Below are 17,909 nucleotides of genomic sequence, written 5' to 3'. Positions count from 1 at the left end.
GGGGAGCATCCCCGGCCCGGCGCGGCTTGATCTCTGACATGTTCAGACCAAATCTCTCCGAGGGATGGGCCATCCTTTCCCTCGGAACTGGTGGCTTGCGGCCTGACCGCGCACCTCTTCTCATGCAACGGAGCCATAATCGATGTTGGACGCAAATCTCAAAGGACAGCTCAAGGGCTATCTGGCGAACATCACCCAGCCGATCGAGCTGGTGGCTTCGCTGGATGACGGCGCGAAATCGCGCGAAATGCAGGAGCTTTTGAACGAAATCGCCGAACTGTCGGACAAGGTGTCCGTGGTCCGCGCCGACGACGACAAGCGCAAGCCCAGCTTCCTTATCCGCCGGGCGGGAACAGACATCGGCGTGCGCTTCGCGGGCCTGCCGATGGGCCATGAGTTCACGTCCCTGGTGCTGGCGCTGCTCCAGGTGGGCGGTCATCCGTCGAAGGCGGCGCAGGACCTGATCGAGCAGATCAAGGATCTGGACGGCGACTTCGCCTTCGAAACCTATTTCTCGCTCTCCTGCCAGAACTGCCCCGACGTGGTGCAGGCGCTGAACCTGATGAGCGTGCTCAATCCCCGCATCAGCCATGTCGCCATCGATGGCGCGCTGTTCCAGCAGGAAGTCGATGCGCGCAAGGTCATGGCGGTGCCCACCGTCTTCCTGAACGGAGAGCCTTTCGCTTCTGGCCGCATGGAACTGGAGCAGATCGTCGCGAAGATCGACAGCGGCGCGGCGGAACGCGCCGCCGAGAAGATCAAGGCGCAGGACCCGTTCGAAGTGCTGATCGTCGGCGGCGGCCCAGCGGGCGCGGCGGCGGCGATCTATGCCGCGCGCAAGGGCATCCGCACCGGCATCGCGGCGGAGCGTTTCGGCGGTCAGGTGCTCGACACCATGGCGATCGAGAATTTCATCTCCGTCCCCCATACCGAAGGGCCGAAGCTCGCCGCGCATCTCGAACAGCACGTCAAGGACTATGACGTCGAGATCATGAACCTCCAGAAGGCGGCGAAGCTGATCCCGGCCAAGACCGAAGGCGGCTATCATGAGGTTGTGCTGGAAAACGGCGCATCGCTGAAAGGCCGCACGGTGATCCTCTCCACCGGCGCGCGCTGGCGGCAGATGGGCGTACCGGGCGAGGATGACTATCGCAACAAGGGTGTGGCCTACTGCCCCCATTGCGATGGCCCGCTCTTCAAGGGCAAGCGCGTGGCGGTGATCGGCGGCGGCAATAGCGGCGTCGAAGCGGCCATCGATCTGGCGGGCATCGTCGCCCATGTGACGCTGATCGAGTTCGACAGCCAGTTGCGCGCCGACGCCGTGCTCCAGCGCAAGCTCGCCAGCCTGCCCAATGTGAAGATCATCACATCGGCGCTGACGACGCAGGTCAATGGCGACGGCAACAAGGTGACGGGCCTCAGCTACAAGGACCGCAATCACGGCACCGAGCATGACATCGAGCTGGAGGGCATTTTCGTTCAGATCGGGCTGGTGCCGAACACCGAATGGCTCAAGGACGCGGTGACCCTATCCCCGCGCGGCGAGATCGAGATCGACGCGCGGGGCGAAACCAGCCAGCCGGGCATCTTCGCGGCGGGCGACTGCACGACGGTCCCCTACAAGCAGATCGTCATCGCTATGGGCGCGGGATCGACGGCGGCGCTTTCCGCCTTCGACTATATGATCCGCCTGCCCGCGAGCGACGAGACCGCCGAAGCGGCCTGAGCAACAAGCCAGGGGGACGGTCCGGTAAAAGGACCGTCCCCTCCGGCATTATCGGGAAAAGCGCGGCACGAAGATCGCGGGATCGACTTCCAGAGTGGGCGGTCCTTTCTCATTTCGGTTCGCCGGCACGGCGTCCTCCGGACCCTGCTTCTGCTGCGCGCTTCGGGGCGAGAAGGTGACCACCGTGCTTTCCGGATCACCCATCACCAGCGTATCCAGCATCAGTGCTGGCGACAGGCGGTCGGCTGTCACGCTCACCAGCGTCCCCAGCTGCGTGATTTCGAACAGCCGCCGCGCAAAGGCATGGGGCAGGCGAATGCAGCCGTGGCTCGCGGGGTAGCCCGGATTATGCCCGGCATGAAGCGCGATGCCATCCCATGTCAGCCGCTGCATGAAGGGCATGGGCGCATTGCTGTAGAGGTTGGAGCGGTGCCATTGCCGCTTTTGCAGGATCGGATATTCCCCGGTGGGCGTGCGGTGCCCCTTCATGCCCGTGGAAACGGATGCCGCGCCGATCAGCCGGTCGCCGGCATAGACGTGCACCATCTGCCTGTCGATGCTGATGACCATATAGATCGGCCCGGTCCACGGCCCTTCGTCCAGCCAGCGATACCCGCCCGCGGCCAGCGCGGACTCATCCGGCAGGACGGGCGCGGCGCTCGCCTCCGAAGGCAGCGCGCAAAATGCGGCAAGCGCAAGCGGCAGCAGGGATTGGCGCAAAGCAAAAGGCATGAACCTTTTTTAACCATATGTTAGCCATATGCCAGACCGGCGTTAACAGCTTGCCGCATCAGTCCCATGGCGGGACAGGCTGGTCAGAGCAGCAGAAGTTGCGCCACCGGCGCGAAGCTGCGGCGATGGAACGCCGTCGGCCCATGTTGGCGCAGTGCCGCCAGATGGTGCGGACTGCCGTAGCCTTTATTGCTTTCCCAGCCATAATGGGGGTGGAGCGCGGCGGCCTCCACCATCATCCGGTCCCGCGCCTCCTTGGCGAGGATCGAGGCGGCGGAGATCGAGAGGCATTTCGCGTCCCCCTCCACCACCGCCGTCGCGGGCCAGCGCCAGTCGGGGCAGCGATTGCCGTCCACCAGCACATGCGCGCAGTCCTGGCTCAACGCCTCCATCGCCCGCTTCATCGCCAGCATCGTCGCCCAGAGGATGTTGAGGCTGTCGATTTCCTCCACGCTGGCCGTCCCGATGCCCCAGCACAGCGCCCGCGCCTTGATCTCCACCTCCAGCGTCGCGCGGCGGGCAGCGGTCAATTGCTTGCTGTCATTGAGGCCGTCGGGGCAATCTTCCGCGCGCAGGATGACGGCAGCAGCGACCACCGGCCCCGCCAGCGGCCCCCTGCCCGCCTCGTCCACGCCCGCGACGAGGCCGGGATGATGACGCAACTCGTGGGAAAAATCAGGCATGGACGTGAAATCCGAAGGGCGACCCCATCGGCCCTTGCCCCTGCCCCAGCCCCGGCGCGAGCGACAGGGCCTGCCGCACATAATTGCGCGCGCGCTCTATGGCGTCCACCAGATCCAGCCCCTGCCCCAGCCCGGTCGCGATGGCGCTCGCCAGCGTACAGCCGGTGCCGTGCGTGTGCGGCGTGTCGATCCGGGCGCTACTCCACGCCTTCACCACGCCCTGCGGCCCGATCAGCCGATCGGTCAACATCGGTCCCTCGCCATGCCCGCCCTTCGCAAGCACATGGGTCGCGAATCGGACTGCCGCTTCTTCCCCGCCCAGCGCCTCCAGTTCCGGCAGGTTGGGCGTCATCACGGCCGCGAGCGCCATCAGCCTTTCAAAGGCCGCAACGGTCGCTTCATCCGCCAGCACCGATCCGCTGGTCGCGACCATCACGGGGTCGAAGACGATAGGCACGCCATCCAGCGCGGCCAGCCTGTCCGCGACGGCCGCGGCTGTTTGCGCCGATCCGATCATGCCGATCTTCACCGCATCCACGCCGATATCGCCTATGACGCTCTCTATCTGCGCCAGCACCATGTCCGTCGGCACGGGAAGGACGCCTTGCACGCCCAGCGTGTTCTGCGCGGTGATCGCCGTAATCGCGGTCATGGCATGGCCGCCCAGCAGGGTAACGGTCCTTATGTCCGCCTGAATACCCGCGCCGCCGCCGCTGTCGGACCCCGCGATGATGAGGATGCGCGCGATGCTCATGACTTGCGGCGCCGCTCCGTCGATACGGGATTGGCGGCCAGCGCCTTGCCCGTCCGGGTCGGCCTGTCCATCAATTCGCCGCCGCAATTGGGGCAACGATCGTCCAGAGCCTCCGCGCAGGCCGCGCAGAAGGTGCATTCGAAGGAACAGATGAAGGCCCCCGCCTGGTCAGCGGGCAGGTCGACGCCGCAGCGTTCGCAATCCGGGCGCATTTCCAGCATTATGCCGCGACCTTCTCCACCGCCGCGCAGATGCGGTCGACCACATCCTTCACCTGATCCTCACGATCCCCCTCTGCCATGACGCGGATCACCGGCTCCGTGCCGGACGGGCGGATGACGAGGCGGCCGCAGCCGTTCAGTTCCGCCTCAGCCTGCGCGATGACGCGCTGCACGTCCTCATGCTCCAGCGGCTTGCCGCCAGCGAAGCGGACATTCTTCAGAAGCTGGGGCACGGGGTCGAACTGGTGCAGCACGTCGCTTGCCGGTTTGCCGGAGCGGACCAGCGCGGCCAGCACTTGCAGCGCTGCAATGGTCCCGTCGCCGGTGGTCGCATGATCGGACAGGATCATGTGGCCCGATTGCTCGCCGCCGACATTGAAGCCGCCCTCGCGCATCCGTTCCAGCACGTATCGGTCGCCAACCTTGGTGCGCTCAAGGGCGATACCCTGTCCGGTCAGGAACCGCTCAAGGCCAAGGTTCGACATGATCGTCGCCACGAGACCGCCGCCGCGCAGCGTGCCTTCCCGCGCCCAGTTGGCCGCGATCAGGGCCATGATCTGGTCGCCATCGACGATATTGCCCTTCTCGTCCACCACGATCAGCCGGTCGGCATCGCCATCCAGCGCGATGCCGATATCCGCGCCCGATGATACCACGGTTTCCTGGCAAAGCAGTGGCGCAGTGGAGCCGCATCCGTCGTTGATGTTGGTGCCGTTGGGCGTGACGCCGACCGCGATCACTTCCGCGCCCAATTCCCACAGGGCAGACGGCGCGACCTGATAGGCGGCACCATTGGCGCAATCGACCACGATCTTCATGCCGTCCAGCCGCAGGTCGGCCGGGAAGCTGGACTTGACCGCATGGATGTAGCGGCCGCGCGCATCCTCCACGCGGCGGGCGCGGCCGATATCCTGCGACGCGGCGAGCGGGATATCCTGATCCAGCAGCGCCTCGATCTTCAGTTCGTCCTCATCCGACAGCTTGTAGCCGTCCGGGCCGAACAGCTTGATGCCATTGTCGAAATAAGGATTGTGGCTCGCGGATATCATGACGCCCAGGTCCGCCCGCATCGAATGGGCCAGCAGCGCGACCGCCGGCGTCGGGATCGGGCCGAACTGCACCACATCCATGCCGACAGCGGTGAAACCCGCGACAAGGGCGTTCTCCACCATATAACCTGACAGGCGCGTATCCTTGCCGATGACGACACGATGGCGGTGGCTGCCGCGCAGGAAATGACGGCCCGCCGCCATGCCGACCTTCATCGCCAGTTCGGCGGTCATCGGCCATTGATTCGTGCGGCCCCGGATTCCGTCGGTGCCGAAATATTGCCTGCTCATATCGTGCCTGCCGCCGTTCCTGCTGCGGGGAAATTCATCGCCTCCATAGCAATCTTTGTTCGACTTTCCACTGGGTAGCCGTCAATCGGGACGGATGGAAAGTTTCAACGCATGGGTCGACGCGCTGTCGGGCACGGTGTTCTTCAAGATGCCGGTGCTGGGAACGCACATCGAGTTGATCGTGCTGTATCTGGCGGTGCCCATGCTCTTCTTCACGGCATGGCTGGGCTTTCCCAATGTGACGCAGGTGGGCCGCGCGATCCGCATCCTGCGGACACAGCCGGACAAGGGCGAGGCAGTGGGCGATGTCAGCCAGTGGGCGGCGCTGTCGACCGCCCTGTCGGGGACCATCGGCCTCGGCAATATCGCGGGGGTCGCGGTGGCGCTGACCATGGGCGGCCCCGGCGCGATCCTGTGGATGTTCGTCATCGGCTGGTTCGCGATGACGGTGAAGATGGCGGAGGTGACGCTGGGCCTCAAATACCGGGTCTTCGATGATCGAGGCCATGTGCATGGCGGGCCGATGTACGTGCTCAAAGCCGTGGGCGCGGCGCGGGGCTGGCCGAAGGCGGGGCTGATGCTGGGCGGACTATATGCCTTCTTCGCGTTGTTCGGGGCGATCCCGATGGTGCAGGTGAACCAGAGCTTCGCGCAGGTGAAGGTCGTGACGGGTCTTGGCAACGGCTGGGCCTATGGCGTGTTCCTGGCCGGGGCGGTGGCGCTGGTGACGCTGGGCGGCGCTGCATGGCTGGGCGAGGTGGCGAAGCGCCTGACGCCGCTCAAGGTCGCGGTCTATCTGGCGGGCGTGGCGGCGATCCTCATCCTGCATATGGACGCCATCCCGGGCGCGCTGGCGCAAATCTGGCAGGGCGCATGGACCGGCAGCGCGGCGACGGGCGGCGCGGTGGGCGCTTTCGTCGCGGGAATGCGGCGCGCGGTATTCGCGAGCGAGGCGGGCGTCGGGTCCGCCGTCATGGCGCACAGCCTTGCACGGGCGCGGCATCCGGTGTCCGAAGGGCTGGTCGCGCTGCTGGAGCCATTGCTGGGCACGATGATCGTGTGCGCGCTGGGCGGGCTGGCGCTGGTGGTTGCGGGAACATGGAATACGGGACTGGAGGGGATCGCGATCACTTCGGCCGCCTTTGCCAAGGTGTCGCCATGGTTCCCGTGGCTGCTCGCGGTGGTGGTATTTCTTTTCGCTTATTCTACGCTGGTGGCGTGGGGATTCTATGGATTGCAGGCGTGGGGCTACCTGTTCGGCAATGGACCTCGGGCGCAATGGGCCTATAAGATCCTCTACATCGTCGCCCTGCCCCCCGCGGCGGCGATCGATCTGGGTCGGGTGGTCGGCATCGTGGACAGCAGCTTCTTCCTGATGGCGATTCCCAATGTCATCGCGCTCTATCTGTGCGCCGGGGAACTGCGACGGGACGTACGGGGCTATCTGCACCATAACGATGGGACGGGCCGCTCTGCCTGACATGGATCAGCCCATGCAAACGGCTAAAGGCAAGAGGCCCCGTTCCCGAAAGAAACGAGCCCTCTTGCCGCTATAAAACCCGCACGTCAGATCTTGTCGCCAAGTGCGCCTTTGGCGGAACCGGCCACGTCCTGCACGGTGCCCTTGGCCTTCTGCGCCTTGCCTTCGGCCTGCAGGCGTTCATTGCCGGTCGCCTTGCCGGCCGCGTCCTTGACTGCACCGGCCGCCTTGTTGCCCGCGGCCTTCATCTTGTCGGTCATCTCACCCATGTCGATCTCTCCTTGGTTAGGGTTGCAAGCTAAACGAGCGCCAAGGGCAAGCGGTTGCCACCGGAACGGGAACGCAACGACAAGGGAGCATAAGATGGCCGTTTTCGACGGACAACAAAGGTTGCGCCGACCGTCCATGACCGCCAACGAAAAAGGGGCCGGATAACCGGCCCCTTCTCGAAAATCCTGTATGAACCGCTTAGCGCTTCGAGAACTGGAAGCTGCGGCGGGCCTTGGCGCGGCCGTACTTCTTACGTTCGACGACGCGGCTGTCGCGGGTCAGGAAGCCTTCGGCCTTGACCGCGCTGCGAAGCGCCGGTTCGTACTTGCTGAGCGCCTGGGCGATACCGTGCTTCACCGCGCCGGCCTGGCCCGACAGACCGCCGCCCTTGACAGTGGCGATCACGTCATACTGACCTTCGCGATCAGTGACGCCGAAGGGCTGGTTGATGACGAGACGCAGCGTGGGACGCGCGAAATAGATTTCCTGATCGCGGCCATTGACCGTGATCTTGCCGGTGCCGGGCTTCACCCATACGCGGGCGACGGCATCCTTGCGGCGGCCGGTCGCATAAGCGCGGCCGAGGCTGTCGATTTCCTGAGCGCGCAGCGGAGCGGAAGGCTGCACGGGCGCGATGGGCGTATCGTCGGCGGCAACAGCGGCGGGCGCTTCGGCAGCGGCGGGCGCATTGGCGGTCAGCGACGCGAGGTCGGACAGGGACTGGCGGTTATCGGACATTATGCACCCACCTTGTTCTTGCGGTTGCGCGACGCGAAATCGAGCACTTCGGGGTTCTGCGCTTCATGGGCGTGTTCGGCGCCGGCGAAGATGCGCAGGTTGCGCATCTGCTGACGGCCGAGCGGACCACGAGGGATCATGCGTTCAATCGCCTTTTCCAGGACGCGCTCGGGGAAACGGCCTTCCAGGATCTTGGCGGGCGTGGTTTCCTTAATGCCGCCGGCATAGCCGGTGTGCTTGTAATAGACCTTGTCGGTCATCTTGCGGCCGGTGAACTTCACCTTGCCGGCATTGATGATGATGACATTGTCGCCGCAATCGACGTGCGGGGTGAAGCTCGTCTTATGCTTCCCGCGCAGGATATTCGCTACGGTCGAAGCGAGACGGCCGACGACGAGACCTTCCGCGTCGATCAGGATCCACTTCTTTTCGACCGTTGCCGGGGTCGCCGGCTTCGTGGTCTTCATCAGCGCCTTCATGGTGCCAATCTCCAGAATGAAATAGTGAACCGAACGCTTTTTCGGGCGATCGGAAGATGGGCGCTCATGACGGGTGGGGAGGCGGAAGTCAAGAGATTCGGCGGGATTCGCGGCGGGTAAAATAATACCTCTCGTTTTACGGAGGCACATCGCTCGCCTTTTAGTCCGACGGACAATGCTCCGCGCTGCTGGTCTGGCCAGCGATCCACCGGGCGAAGGGCGCATGGGCGGCCTCCACCGGCAGCGCGAGGATGGCGGGGACTTCATAGTCGTGCAGTTCCGCCAGCCGCGCCATCAACGCGTCGCGCTTTTCCGGCGCGGTCTTGAGCAGGACGGGGATTTCGGCCTCACGCTGGAGCGCGCCTTCCCATGCGTAGATCGACGTGCAGGGCGCCAGCATGTTGACGCAGGCGGCCAGCCGTTCCGCCACCAATTGCCGCGCGATGCGCTCGGCGCTCTCCGCCGATCCGAACAGGGTGTAGACGATCGCGACGCCGCCGCTCATGCCCGGCGCATGCCGATGGCGTGCGCGCCCCATGCGGCGGAGGCGACCACCAGCGCGCCGACCGCCTGATGCAGCACAGCGAGCGGCAGGGCGATGCCGCTGAGGACGGTGGCGATGCCAAGGACGATCTGCGTGCCCACCGCCGCATTGATCGCAATGGACGGCCCACGCTCCCCCACCCGCTTCGCCTTGCGCGCGAGCATGATGAGCGCCAGCGCCGCGATCCACGCCCACCAGCGATGGATGAAATGGACGAGATAGGGATCACTGGAGACCGTCGCCCACAGCGAGCCGACCCATTCGATCCCTTCCGGCACGAAATGATCGTTCATCAGCGGCCATGTGTTGGAGACATAGCCGGCATTCAGCCCGGCGGTGAACGCCCCGAACAGGAGTTGCACGAACAACAGGAACAGCGCCAGCAACGCAAAGGGCCGAAGCCGGGCCGGCCGCGCGCGGGAATAGCGGGCGAGCGCGAAAAGATCGAGCGCCGTCCAGATCAGCGCCCCCATGATGAACAGCGCGGTCAGCAGGTGCACGGCCAGACGATAATGGCTGACGTCGGTGCGGACCGACAGGCCCGATTTCACCATCCACCAGCCGATCACGCCCTGCAATCCGCCCAGCGCCAGCAATGCCACCAGACGCCAGCCATAGCCCGCCGGGATCGCCCGCTTCGCCGCGAACCAGATCAGCGGCAGGGCGAAGGCCACGCCGATCAGACGGCCGAGCAGCCGGTGCACCCATTCCCAGAAAAAGATGAACTGGAAATCGGAGAGGCTCATGCCCTGACGGAGCTGCTGATATTCCGGGATTTTCTGATAGTCGCGGAACGCCTCCATCCACTGATCGTGGGTCAGCGGCGGGATCGCGCCGGTGATCGGCTTCCATTGGGTGATGGACAGGCCCGATTCGGTGAGGCGCGTGATGCCGCCCACCACCACCATGCAAAAGACCAGCGCCGCCACCATGAGCAGCCAACGGGCAATGGCGGCGGGACGCGCGGCAGGCGCGGCGGAACGAAAAGCGGTCGCGGTCATGGGCCGGGTTCATGCGCCCAAGCCTCGCGGGATTCAAGGGGGAGCGCCGGGGACAAAATGCCCTATCGGGGCGTGGTGCCGCGCTTCTGCGGAAGCGGAGCGGGTTTTGCCTTTTGGGATGTATGAATTTGCGGAAGGGGAGCGGAATGGCGGTTATGGGTGGTTTGCGGACGTTGCAGCGTCCCCTCTTCCGTCCGCCTCTGGCCCCACGCAACTATCGCGCGCGCCTGCCTACGCAATCCTCCTGCTTTTACGCCAGTTCGATCGCCATCGCGGTCGCTTCGCCGCCGCCGATACAGAGGGAGGCGACGCCGCGCTTGCCGCCACGGCTTTGAAGCGCGGCGATCAGGGTGGCGAGGATGCGCGCGCCGCTCGCGCCGATGGGATGGCCGAGCGCCGTCGCGCCGCCGTTGACGTTGAGCTTTTCGGCGGGAATGGCGAGTTCCTTCGCGGCGATCATGGCGACCACGGCGAAGGCTTCGTTGACTTCGAACAGGTCGACATCCTCGACCGACCAGCCTGCTTTCTCCAGCACCTTGCGCATGGCAGGGACCGGCGCGGTGGTGAATTTCGACGGCTCATGGGCGTGGGCGGCGGTGGCGACGACCTTCGCGACGATGGGCAGGCCCAGCTTTTCCGCGACGCTTCGGCGCGTCATCACCAGCGCCGCCGCGCCGTCCGAGATGGAGGAGGCGTTGGCGGCGGTGATCGTGCCATCCTTGACGAAGGCGGGTTTGAGCGACGGAATCTTGTCGGGCTTAGCCTTGCCGGGCTGTTCGTCGGTGTCGATGACGGTGTCGCCGCCCCGGCCCTTGACCGTGACCGGCGTGATTTCCCCTGCAAAGGCGCCGCTCGCTATGGCCGCGTTGGCGCGTTCGAGCGAGCGGATGGCGTAGGCGTCCTGATCCTGCCGCGTGAACTGATAGTCGCGCACGGCTTCCTCGGCGAAGACGCCCATCGCCTTGCCGGGTTCATAGGCGTCCTCCAGCCCGTCCATCATCATCGTGTCGATGATGCGGTCATGGCCGATGCGCGCGCCGGAGCGGTGCTTGGGCAGCGCATAGGGGGCGTTGGTCATGCTTTCCATGCCGCCCGCGATGACGATATCGGCGGTCCCGGCAAGAAGCGCCTCCTGCGCCATGATCGCGGCCTGCATCCCCGATCCGCACATCTTGTTGACGGTGGTGGCCTCGACCGATTGCGGCAGGCCCGCGCCCAGCGCCGCCTGGCGCGCGGGGGCTTGCCCCAGGCCGGCGGGGAGAACGCAGCCCATATAGATGCGGTCGATGGCATCGGCGGGGACGCCCGCGCGCTCGACCGCCGCCTTCACCGCCGCCGCGCCCAGTTCCGTGGCCTTGAGCGGCGACAGCGCGCCCTGGAATCCGCCCATCGGCGTGCGCGCATAGCCCGCGATGACGACCGGATCGCTGCTCATGGCCATTTCCTTTCCGTGCAATAATATTACATCGTCTATCTAGGTCCAGAGCCGCCGATTGCAATGCGGAACGCGCCGCCCGCCCGTGGGTTGGAAGCGCAAGGGAGAAACATATGATACGCCATTTTTCTTTCGCCGCGCTGCCGCTCGTCCTGCTGGCCTGCTCGGCCGACAATGCGACGGGGCAGAACCGCGCCGAGACGGCGGGCAAGCCCTTCAAGACCGAGGTGATCGCCGATTTCGATGCACCCTGGGCGATGACTTTCCTGCCCGATGGCCGCCTGCTGGTGACGGAGAAGGCGGGCGAACTGGTGCTGTTCGATCCGCGCAACAAGGATAAGAGCTGGGACGGCAAGGTCCAGGTGGGCATCGACGGCGGGCCGCGCGTGGACAGCGCAGGGCAAGGCGCGCTGATGGACGTGGTGCTGCATCCGCAGTTCAAGGACAATGGCATCGTCTATCTGAGCTGGTCGGAACAGGGCGCGGGCGGCAAGGGCGTGGCGCTGGGCATGGGCCAGATTGTCGAGCGGCAGGTGCAATGCGTCCGCGCGCCCTGCCCTCCGCAAGCGATGCTGAACGGGTTCAAGACGATCTTCCGCGCCGCCCCCTATGTGGACGGGAACGGCCATTATTCCGGGCGCATCGCCTTTTCGCCGGACGGGAAATATCTGTTCTTCACCAATGGCGAGCGGCAGAAATTCGATCCGGCGCAGGACCCGAAGGCGACCTTGGGCAAGGTGTTGCGGCTCAATCCCGACGGCACGGCGGCGGCGGGCAATCCGCTGGCCGGCAAGGGATTCCATCCGGCGGTCTGGTCATACGGGCACCGCAACCTGCTGGGGCTGGCCTTCGACAAGGACGGGCGATTGTGGGAGCAGGAAATGGGACCGCAGGGCGGCGACGAGGTGAACCTCATCAAGCCGGGAGCGAATTATGGCTATCCCAAGGCGTCGAACGGCAGCCATTATGATGGGCGCGACATTCCCGATCACCAGCCGCATGATGGGTTCGAGGCGCCCAAGGTCTGGTGGAATCCCTCCATTTCGCCCGCGGGGCTGGTCTATTATTCGGGCGACCTGTTTCCGCAGTGGAAGGGGTCGCTGTTCCTGGGCGCGCTGTCGGGGCAGGCGCTGGTCCGGGTGAAGCTGGACGGCGAGAACGCCGCCAAGGCCGACCAGTGGGACATGGGCGCGCGCATCCGCGAAGTGGAGCAAGGGCCGGAAGGCGCGCTGTGGCTGCTGGAGGATGGCGGGCAGGGATCGCAGGGGCGGCTGCTCAAGCTGACGCCTGCGAAATAGCTTATCTCCGTTCGCTTCAAGCGAACGGAGATATTGGATTATGAGTCCGTCCGAACGGAGGTCGTTACACCAGCCGGCTCTGCTTGAGCGCCGCTTCGATGAAGCCCGCGAAGAGGGGGTGCGGGTCGAAGGGTTTGGACTTGAGTTCCGGGTGGAACTGCACGCCGACGAACCAGGGGTGATCGGGCCGCTCGACGATTTCGGGCAGCGTGCCGTCCGGCGACATGCCGGAGAAGATGAGGCCGCCCTTCTCCAGCGGCTCGCGATAGCCTGCATTGACTTCATAGCGGTGGCGGTGGCGCTCGCTGATCTCGGTCGCGCCATAGATGCCCGCGACGACGCTGTTGCCGGTGAGCTTGGCGGGATAGGCGCCCAGACGCATGGTGCCGCCCAGATCGGTGTCGGCGGTGCGCTGCTGAAGGCCCTCCTTGCTCATCCATTCTGTGATGAGGCCGACGACCGGCTCGCTGGTTTCGCCAAATTCGGTGGTGGAGGCGTTGGCGATCCCCGCCGTGTTCCGCGCCCCTTCGATGCAGGCCATCTGCATGCCGAGGCAGATGCCGAAGAAGGGCACGCCGCGTTCGCGGGCGAATTTGACGCTGGCGATCTTGCCCTCGCTGCCGCGCACGCCGAAGCCGCCGGGGACGAGGATGCCGTGCATGGGTTCGAGCCGGGCGGCGATGTCCGCGCCCTCTTCCTCGAACAGTTCGGCGTCGATCCAGCGGATGTTGACCTTCACCCGGTTGGCGAAACCGCCATGATGGAGCGCTTCATGCAGCGATTTATAGGCGTCGGGGAGGCCCACATATTTGCCGACCACGCCGATGGTGACTTCGCCTTCGGGGTTCTGCTGACGGTCCATGATGTCGTGCCAGCGGTCGAGCGAGGGCTGCGGCGCGCCTTCCATCCCGAAGGCGCGGAGCACTTCGTCGTCCAGCCCTTCGGCATGATATTGGGTCGGGACCGCATAGATGCTGCTGGCGTCGAGCGCGGGGATGACCGCTTCGGGACGCACGTTGCAGAAAAGCGCGATCTTGCGCCGCTCGCTGTCGGGCAGCGGCTGTTCGCAGCGGCACAGGAGAATGTCGGGCTGGATGCCGAGCGAGGTGAGTTCGCGGACGCTGTGCTGCGTCGGCTTGGTCTTCAGCTCGCCCGCCGCCGCGATATAGGGGACCAGCGTCACATGGACGAAGATCGACTGGCCGCGGCCCAGATCGTTGTGAAGCTGGCGAATCGCTTCCATGAAGGGCAGCGATTCGATGTCGCCCACCGTGCCGCCGATCTCGCACAGCACGAAGTCGAGGTCTTCGGTGTCGGCGATGGCGAACGCCTTGATCTCGTCGGTGACGTGGGGAATCACCTGCACCGTCGCGCCCAGATAGTCGCCGCGCCGCTCCCGCGCGATGATCGTCTGATAGACGCGGCCCTGCGTCACATTGTCGGACTGGCGCGCCGAAACGCCCGTGAACCGCTCATAATGGCCGAGGTCGAGGTCGGTTTCCGCCCCGTCGTCGGTCACATAGACCTCGCCATGCTGATACGGGCTCATCGTGCCCGGATCGACGTTGAGATAGGGATCGAACTTCCGGATACGCACACGGAAACCTCGCGCCTGCAACAGGGCTGCAAGCGAAGCGGCCATCAGGCCCTTGCCAAGCGAGGAGACCACGCCGCCGGTGATGAAAATATACCGCGCCATGGGAGAGGAGGCTTAGCCTTTTACAAGCGAGTTGGGCAAGCGCGGGAATCCCCACGCACGCAAAAAAGATCAATCGATCGACGAAAAGGTCAGTTGGCGAGCGGAACCGCGCCGTTGGAGGCGCTGCCGTTGCCGACCGCACCGGCCGCGCCCGCCAGCGGATCGGCGTTGCCGCCGGTCGCCGGAGCCTGCTGCGGCGTGGCGGGGGCCTGCTTCACCAGCGAGGTATCGATGCTGCTGGGCGCATGGCGGACCGACGCGATGACCGCCAGCGTGATCGACAGCGCGACGAAGATCGTCGCGAGGACGGTGGTCGAGCGGGTGAGGAAATCCGCCGCCCCGCGCGCCGACATGAACCCCGCCGGAGAACCGCCGACGCCCAACCCGCCGCCTTCCGACTTCTGCATCAGGATGACGGTGACGAGGCAGGCGGCGACAATGGCCTGCACGACGAGGAGGAAGGTGAACATGCGGTTGCGTTTCTGTCCGGTGAAGGGTGCGTTGCCGCGCACATAGCGACGATAGCGCGCGGGGGCAACCGGGAGGGTTGGGTCCGGGCGATTATAGGGTTTTACGGCGTAGCGGTTATGGGTGGGAAGCGGGCCGGCGCGAGGCTATGGTTTTGCTTCCCCCTCAGCAAGCATGACCCGAAGGTTCAGCACGCCGCCGCGATCACGGGGGCGAATTTCGCGGCGGTGAGGCTCGCGCCGCCGACGAGGCCGCCGTCGACGTCCCCAATCGCCAGCAGTTCGGCCGCATTGTCGCCGTTCATGGAGCCGCCATAGAGGATTCGCATCCCGTCCGCCTCTGCCCCGATCTTCGTGGCGAGCGCGGCGCGCAGGGCGCGGTGCATGGCCTCGACCGCTTCCATGGTGGGGATGCGGCCGGTGCCGATGGCCCAGATCGGTTCATAGGCGATGGCGAGCCAGTCCGCCGCCGCGCCTTGCGGCAGGGAGGCCAGAAGCTGCGCGGAGACGACCGATTCCGCATGGCCCGCGTCGCGCACGTCGAGGCTTTCACCGACGCACAGGATCACCTTGAGGCCCGCCGCCTTCGCGGCCAGCGCCTTGGCGGCGACGTCGGCGTCGGTTTCGCCCTGATCCTGCCGCCGCTCGCTATGGCCCACGATGGTCCAGCCCGCGCCCGCTTCGGCCAGCATCGCGGCGGACAGGCAGCCGGTATGCGCGCCGCTGCCGTGCATATGGCAGTCCTGCGCGCCGATGAAGGCCGCGCCCTTCACGCCCTGCGCCGGGGCGATGAGCGTGGCGGGAAGGCAGAGGCCCACCTCGACGGCGGGATGCCGCGCGGCGAGCGCGCCGATGTCTTCCACTTCGCCCAATTGCGCCTTGAGGCCGTTCATCTTCCAGTTGCCGACAACCAGCTTGCGCCTGCCCATCGATCATTTCCCCTTGAATGTCTTGCTGCACGTGGCGTGCGCGATGGACGGCGCGGCGGCAATTGTCCAGCCCGCCCCGTCCCGCCAGACCTTGCCGCCGCGCCGATCCGCCCTTAAAGCGGGCCGCCTCACAGCCGCTGTTCGGAAGCCTTTATTCATGCTCACGACTTTCCGCCGTCTTATTCACTCCAAGGTCGGGGCGATCTTCGCCATCCTGTTCCTGGCTGTGATCGCCGCCGCGTTCATTCTGGGCGATGTCACCAGCGGCAAGTTCGGCACCGGCAGCATGTTGGGCAACGGCGAAACCGTCGCGAAGGCGGGCGGATCGCGACTCACCATGACGGAGTTGCAGGACAGGGTGCAGCGCGTATTCGAAAATGCGCGCCGGTCCGATCCGGGGATGCAGATCACCGACTTTTTCGCGCAGGGCGGCGCGGCGCAGATTTACGACCAGCTCGTCTCCTCGCTCACCATCAAGGAATATGCGAAGGATCAGGGCGTCCATATCAGCAAGCGGCTGGTCGACGCGCAGATCGCGCAGATCCCCGCTTTCCAGGATGCGGCGGGCAATTTCAGCCAGGACCAGTTCCGCCAGCTTCTCGTCAGCCAGCGCATCACCGAACAGATGCTGCGCGACGATATCAGCCGCGAAATCCTGGAAAGGCAGATGCTCGCCCCGCTGGGCCTGGGCGTGAAGCTGCCCGACAGCATGGTCCTGCCCTATGCCTCGCTGCTGCTGGAGGCGCGGCAGGGCACGGTCGCGGCGATCCCGGCGCAGGCGTTCCTTGAGGAGAAAGAGCCGACCGACGCGCAGCTCGATACCTTCTACAAGGCGAACGCCGCGCGCTTCACGATTCCCGAGCAGCGGCGCATCCGTTATGCCGTGATCGACACGGAACGCTTCGCGCAGGCGGCGCAACCGAGCGAGGCGGAGATCGCCGCCGCCTACAACCAGAACAAGGCCGCCTATGCCGCGAAGGAAAATCGCAGCGTGGAGCAGCTTGTGCTGCCGACCGAAGCGGCGGCCAAGGCCATTGCCGATCAGGTGAAGGCGGGCAAATCGCTCGCCGCCGCGGCGCAGGGGGCTGGGCTGGCCGTCTCCACGCTCAAGGACCAGAGCCGCGAGGCGCTGACCGCTTCGGCGTCGAAGGCGGTGGCGGACGCCGTCTTTGCCGCGAAGCAGGGCGAGATGGCCGGGCCTGTGCGCGGGGCGCTGGGCTGGGTGCTGCTGCGCGTGACGGCGGTTCAGAGCATCCCCGCGAAAGCGCTTCCCACCGTGCGGGGCGAGATCGTCGAGACGCTGCGCGCGCAGAAGGAAAAGCAGCTTCTGACCGACTTCACCGGCAAGATCGAGGATCAGATCGCCGATGGCGGCACCTTCGAGGAAGTGGTGAAGGACAACGGCCTCAAGCTCGAAACCACGCCCCTGCTGCTGGCGGACGGCAAGCAGGCGGAGGACCAGCTTCACGAGCCGACCCCCGACATGAAGGCGCTGCTGGCGCCCGTCTTCGCCATGAGCGCCGACGACGACGCGCAGCTTGTGCCGATCACGCCCGACAAGCGCTATGCATTGGCCGCGCCGGGCGAAATCGTGGCCGCCGCGCCCCCGCCGCTGGCCAAGGTCAAGGCGCTGGTGGCGCTGCAATATAAGCTCAACCAGGGCAATCGGAAGGCGAAGGCGCTGGCCGAGGATATCCGGGCGAAGGTCGCCAAGGGCATGAAGCTGGCCGACGCCATCGCGCAGGCGGGCGTCAAGCTGCCCCCGCCGCAGGTGCTGGGCGGCCGCCGCGCCGACATCATGCGCGGCGAACAGCGTCCCCCGGCGGAAGTCGCCATCCTCTTTTCCATGGCGCAGGGCAGCGTGAAGACGCTGCCGATCGGGCAGGATCGCGGCTATTTCGTCGTGCAGCTCAACGCCATCAAGAGCGGCGACGCGAAGGACCAGCCGCAGTTGCTGGCGCAGGTGCGCGACCAGTTGGGCAACGTGGTCGGCGAGGAATATGGCCAGCAGTTCGAGCGCGCGGTCGAAAAGCGGATGGGCGTCAAGCGCAACGCCAACGCCGTGGCGGGCGTCGAGCGCGCGCTGACCGCGACCAACAGCGGCGCGCAGTAA

General features: G+C 65.8%; 18 protein-coding genes. 4 read left to right on the top strand and 14 right to left on the bottom strand.

All coding sequences use genetic code 11. The features are described from left to right. Window positions 1–142: 142 nt before the first annotated feature. Complete coding sequence (ahpF, locus tag IQ35_RS06560; protein WP_021245609.1) at window positions 143–1,726, top strand: alkyl hydroperoxide reductase subunit F; 1,584 nt, start codon at window positions 143–145, stop codon at window positions 1,724–1,726. Between the two features lie 48 nt (window positions 1,727–1,774). Here ahpF and IQ35_RS06555 read toward each other — a convergent pair whose 3' ends face one another. The 5 genes from IQ35_RS06555 to glmM form a co-directional block, all read right to left on the bottom strand. Next, window positions 1,775–2,458 carry a L,D-transpeptidase family protein gene (locus IQ35_RS06555; RefSeq protein WP_145072323.1) on the bottom strand — a complete coding sequence of 228 codons (684 nt, stop codon included), beginning with the start codon at window positions 2,456–2,458 and terminating at the stop codon, window positions 1,775–1,777. Between the two features lie 83 nt (window positions 2,459–2,541). Then, on the bottom strand, window positions 2,542–3,141 hold the full coding sequence (locus tag IQ35_RS06550) for a ribonuclease HII (RefSeq protein ID WP_145072322.1): 600 nt from the start codon (window positions 3,139–3,141) through the stop codon (window positions 2,542–2,544). Further along, the gene (gene thiD, locus IQ35_RS06545) at window positions 3,134–3,895 is read right to left on the bottom strand and encodes a bifunctional hydroxymethylpyrimidine kinase/phosphomethylpyrimidine kinase (RefSeq protein ID WP_145072321.1); all 762 of its coding nucleotides are present in this window, start codon (window positions 3,893–3,895) and stop codon (window positions 3,134–3,136) included. Before thiD ends, IQ35_RS06550 begins: the two co-directional genes overlap by 8 nt. Continuing rightward, window positions 3,892–4,116 (bottom strand): DUF1272 domain-containing protein, encoded by a 225-nt coding sequence (locus tag IQ35_RS06540; RefSeq protein ID WP_021245613.1) that lies wholly within the window; start codon window positions 4,114–4,116, stop codon window positions 3,892–3,894. Before IQ35_RS06540 ends, thiD begins: the two co-directional genes overlap by 4 nt. Further along, complete coding sequence (gene glmM, locus IQ35_RS06535; protein WP_021245614.1) at window positions 4,116–5,456, bottom strand: phosphoglucosamine mutase; 1,341 nt, start codon at window positions 5,454–5,456, stop codon at window positions 4,116–4,118. Before glmM ends, IQ35_RS06540 begins: the two co-directional genes overlap by 1 nt. Window positions 5,457–5,550: 94 nt before the next feature. On the opposite strand from glmM, the gene IQ35_RS06530 reads away from it, so the two are divergent. Then, complete coding sequence (locus IQ35_RS06530; RefSeq protein WP_021245615.1) at window positions 5,551–6,936, top strand: alanine/glycine:cation symporter family protein; 1,386 nt, start codon at window positions 5,551–5,553, stop codon at window positions 6,934–6,936. Between the two features lie 86 nt (window positions 6,937–7,022). On the opposite strand, the gene IQ35_RS06525 is transcribed toward IQ35_RS06530, so the two are convergent. From IQ35_RS06525 to IQ35_RS06500, 6 genes are all read right to left on the bottom strand, one after another. Then, entirely contained in the window at window positions 7,023–7,205 is a 183-nt protein-coding gene (locus IQ35_RS06525; protein ID WP_021245616.1) for a CsbD family protein, read from the bottom strand. A 199-nt stretch (window positions 7,206–7,404) separates the two neighbouring features. Then, window positions 7,405–7,944: a 30S ribosomal protein S9 gene (gene rpsI, locus IQ35_RS06520; RefSeq protein WP_021245617.1), complete on the bottom strand. Its 540-nt coding sequence runs from the start codon at window positions 7,942–7,944 to the stop codon at window positions 7,405–7,407. Further along, entirely contained in the window at window positions 7,944–8,423 is a 480-nt protein-coding gene (gene rplM / locus IQ35_RS06515) for a 50S ribosomal protein L13 (protein WP_021245618.1), read from the bottom strand. Before rplM ends, rpsI begins: the two co-directional genes overlap by 1 nt. Before the next feature lie 160 nt (window positions 8,424–8,583). Further along, entirely contained in the window at window positions 8,584–8,928 is a 345-nt protein-coding gene (gene cutA / locus IQ35_RS06510; protein ID WP_031291501.1) for a divalent-cation tolerance protein CutA, read from the bottom strand. Further along, window positions 8,925–9,968, bottom strand: a complete 1,044-nt coding sequence (locus tag IQ35_RS06505) for a COX15/CtaA family protein (RefSeq protein ID WP_145072320.1) — start codon at window positions 9,966–9,968, stop codon at window positions 8,925–8,927. Before IQ35_RS06505 ends, cutA begins: the two co-directional genes overlap by 4 nt. A gap of 250 nt (window positions 9,969–10,218) precedes the next feature. Further along, window positions 10,219–11,403 carry an acetyl-CoA C-acyltransferase gene (locus IQ35_RS06500; protein ID WP_145072319.1) on the bottom strand — a complete coding sequence of 395 codons (1,185 nt, stop codon included), beginning with the start codon at window positions 11,401–11,403 and terminating at the stop codon, window positions 10,219–10,221. Between the two features lie 113 nt (window positions 11,404–11,516). On the opposite strand from IQ35_RS06500, the gene IQ35_RS06495 reads away from it, so the two are divergent. Then, entirely contained in the window at window positions 11,517–12,701 is a 1,185-nt protein-coding gene (locus IQ35_RS06495) for a PQQ-dependent sugar dehydrogenase (protein WP_145072318.1), read from the top strand. Window positions 12,702–12,765: 64 nt separating this feature from the next. On the opposite strand, the gene IQ35_RS06490 is transcribed toward IQ35_RS06495, so the two are convergent. From IQ35_RS06490 to tpiA, 3 genes are all read right to left on the bottom strand, one after another. After that, on the bottom strand, window positions 12,766–14,400 hold the full coding sequence (locus tag IQ35_RS06490; protein ID WP_021245623.1) for a CTP synthase: 1,635 nt from the start codon (window positions 14,398–14,400) through the stop codon (window positions 12,766–12,768). A gap of 89 nt (window positions 14,401–14,489) precedes the next feature. After that, window positions 14,490–14,870 carry a preprotein translocase subunit SecG gene (secG, locus tag IQ35_RS06485; protein WP_145072537.1) on the bottom strand — a complete coding sequence of 127 codons (381 nt, stop codon included), beginning with the start codon at window positions 14,868–14,870 and terminating at the stop codon, window positions 14,490–14,492. A 185-nt stretch (window positions 14,871–15,055) separates the two neighbouring features. Further along, window positions 15,056–15,796 carry a triose-phosphate isomerase gene (gene tpiA, locus IQ35_RS06480; protein WP_145072317.1) on the bottom strand — a complete coding sequence of 247 codons (741 nt, stop codon included), beginning with the start codon at window positions 15,794–15,796 and terminating at the stop codon, window positions 15,056–15,058. A gap of 157 nt (window positions 15,797–15,953) precedes the next feature. On the opposite strand from tpiA, the gene IQ35_RS06475 reads away from it, so the two are divergent. Next, on the top strand, window positions 15,954–17,909 hold the full coding sequence (locus IQ35_RS06475; protein WP_031291503.1) for a peptidylprolyl isomerase: 1,956 nt from the start codon (window positions 15,954–15,956) through the stop codon (window positions 17,907–17,909).

Origin of the sequence: Sphingobium wenxiniae (assembly GCF_007830065.1) — a bacterium.
Classification (GTDB): domain Bacteria; phylum Pseudomonadota; class Alphaproteobacteria; order Sphingomonadales; family Sphingomonadaceae; genus Sphingobium; species Sphingobium wenxiniae.
This window is presented reverse-complemented; position numbering and strand designations above follow the sequence as displayed.

Bases quoted from the DNA above. Each gene is read 5' to 3' on its own strand.
- ahpF (WP_021245609.1), top strand. From the start codon at position 143: ATGTTGGACGCAAATCTCAAAGGACAGCTCAAGGGCTATCTGGCGAAC.
- IQ35_RS06555 (WP_145072323.1), bottom strand. From the start codon at position 2,458: ATGCCTTTTGCTTTGCGCCAATCCCTGCTGCCGCTTGCGCTTGCCGCA.
- IQ35_RS06550 (WP_145072322.1), bottom strand. From the start codon at position 3,141: ATGCCTGATTTTTCCCACGAGTTGCGTCATCATCCCGGCCTCGTCGCG.
- thiD (WP_145072321.1), bottom strand. From the start codon at position 3,895: ATGAGCATCGCGCGCATCCTCATCATCGCGGGGTCCGACAGCGGCGGC.
- IQ35_RS06540 (WP_021245613.1), bottom strand. From the start codon at position 4,116: ATGCTGGAAATGCGCCCGGATTGCGAACGCTGCGGCGTCGACCTGCCC.
- glmM (WP_021245614.1), bottom strand. From the start codon at position 5,456: ATGAGCAGGCAATATTTCGGCACCGACGGAATCCGGGGCCGCACGAAT.
- IQ35_RS06530 (WP_021245615.1), top strand. From the start codon at position 5,551: ATGGAAAGTTTCAACGCATGGGTCGACGCGCTGTCGGGCACGGTGTTC.
- IQ35_RS06525 (WP_021245616.1), bottom strand. From the start codon at position 7,205: ATGGGTGAGATGACCGACAAGATGAAGGCCGCGGGCAACAAGGCGGCC.
- rpsI (WP_021245617.1), bottom strand. From the start codon at position 7,944: ATGTCCGATAACCGCCAGTCCCTGTCCGACCTCGCGTCGCTGACCGCC.
- rplM (WP_021245618.1), bottom strand. From the start codon at position 8,423: ATGAAGGCGCTGATGAAGACCACGAAGCCGGCGACCCCGGCAACGGTC.
- cutA (WP_031291501.1), bottom strand. From the start codon at position 8,928: ATGAGCGGCGGCGTCGCGATCGTCTACACCCTGTTCGGATCGGCGGAG.
- IQ35_RS06505 (WP_145072320.1), bottom strand. From the start codon at position 9,968: ATGACCGCGACCGCTTTTCGTTCCGCCGCGCCTGCCGCGCGTCCCGCC.
- IQ35_RS06500 (WP_145072319.1), bottom strand. From the start codon at position 11,403: ATGAGCAGCGATCCGGTCGTCATCGCGGGCTATGCGCGCACGCCGATG.
- IQ35_RS06495 (WP_145072318.1), top strand. From the start codon at position 11,517: ATGATACGCCATTTTTCTTTCGCCGCGCTGCCGCTCGTCCTGCTGGCC.
- IQ35_RS06490 (WP_021245623.1), bottom strand. From the start codon at position 14,400: ATGGCGCGGTATATTTTCATCACCGGCGGCGTGGTCTCCTCGCTTGGC.
- secG (WP_145072537.1), bottom strand. From the start codon at position 14,870: ATGTTCACCTTCCTCCTCGTCGTGCAGGCCATTGTCGCCGCCTGCCTC.
- tpiA (WP_145072317.1), bottom strand. From the start codon at position 15,796: ATGGGCAGGCGCAAGCTGGTTGTCGGCAACTGGAAGATGAACGGCCTC.
- IQ35_RS06475 (WP_031291503.1), top strand. From the start codon at position 15,954: ATGCTCACGACTTTCCGCCGTCTTATTCACTCCAAGGTCGGGGCGATC.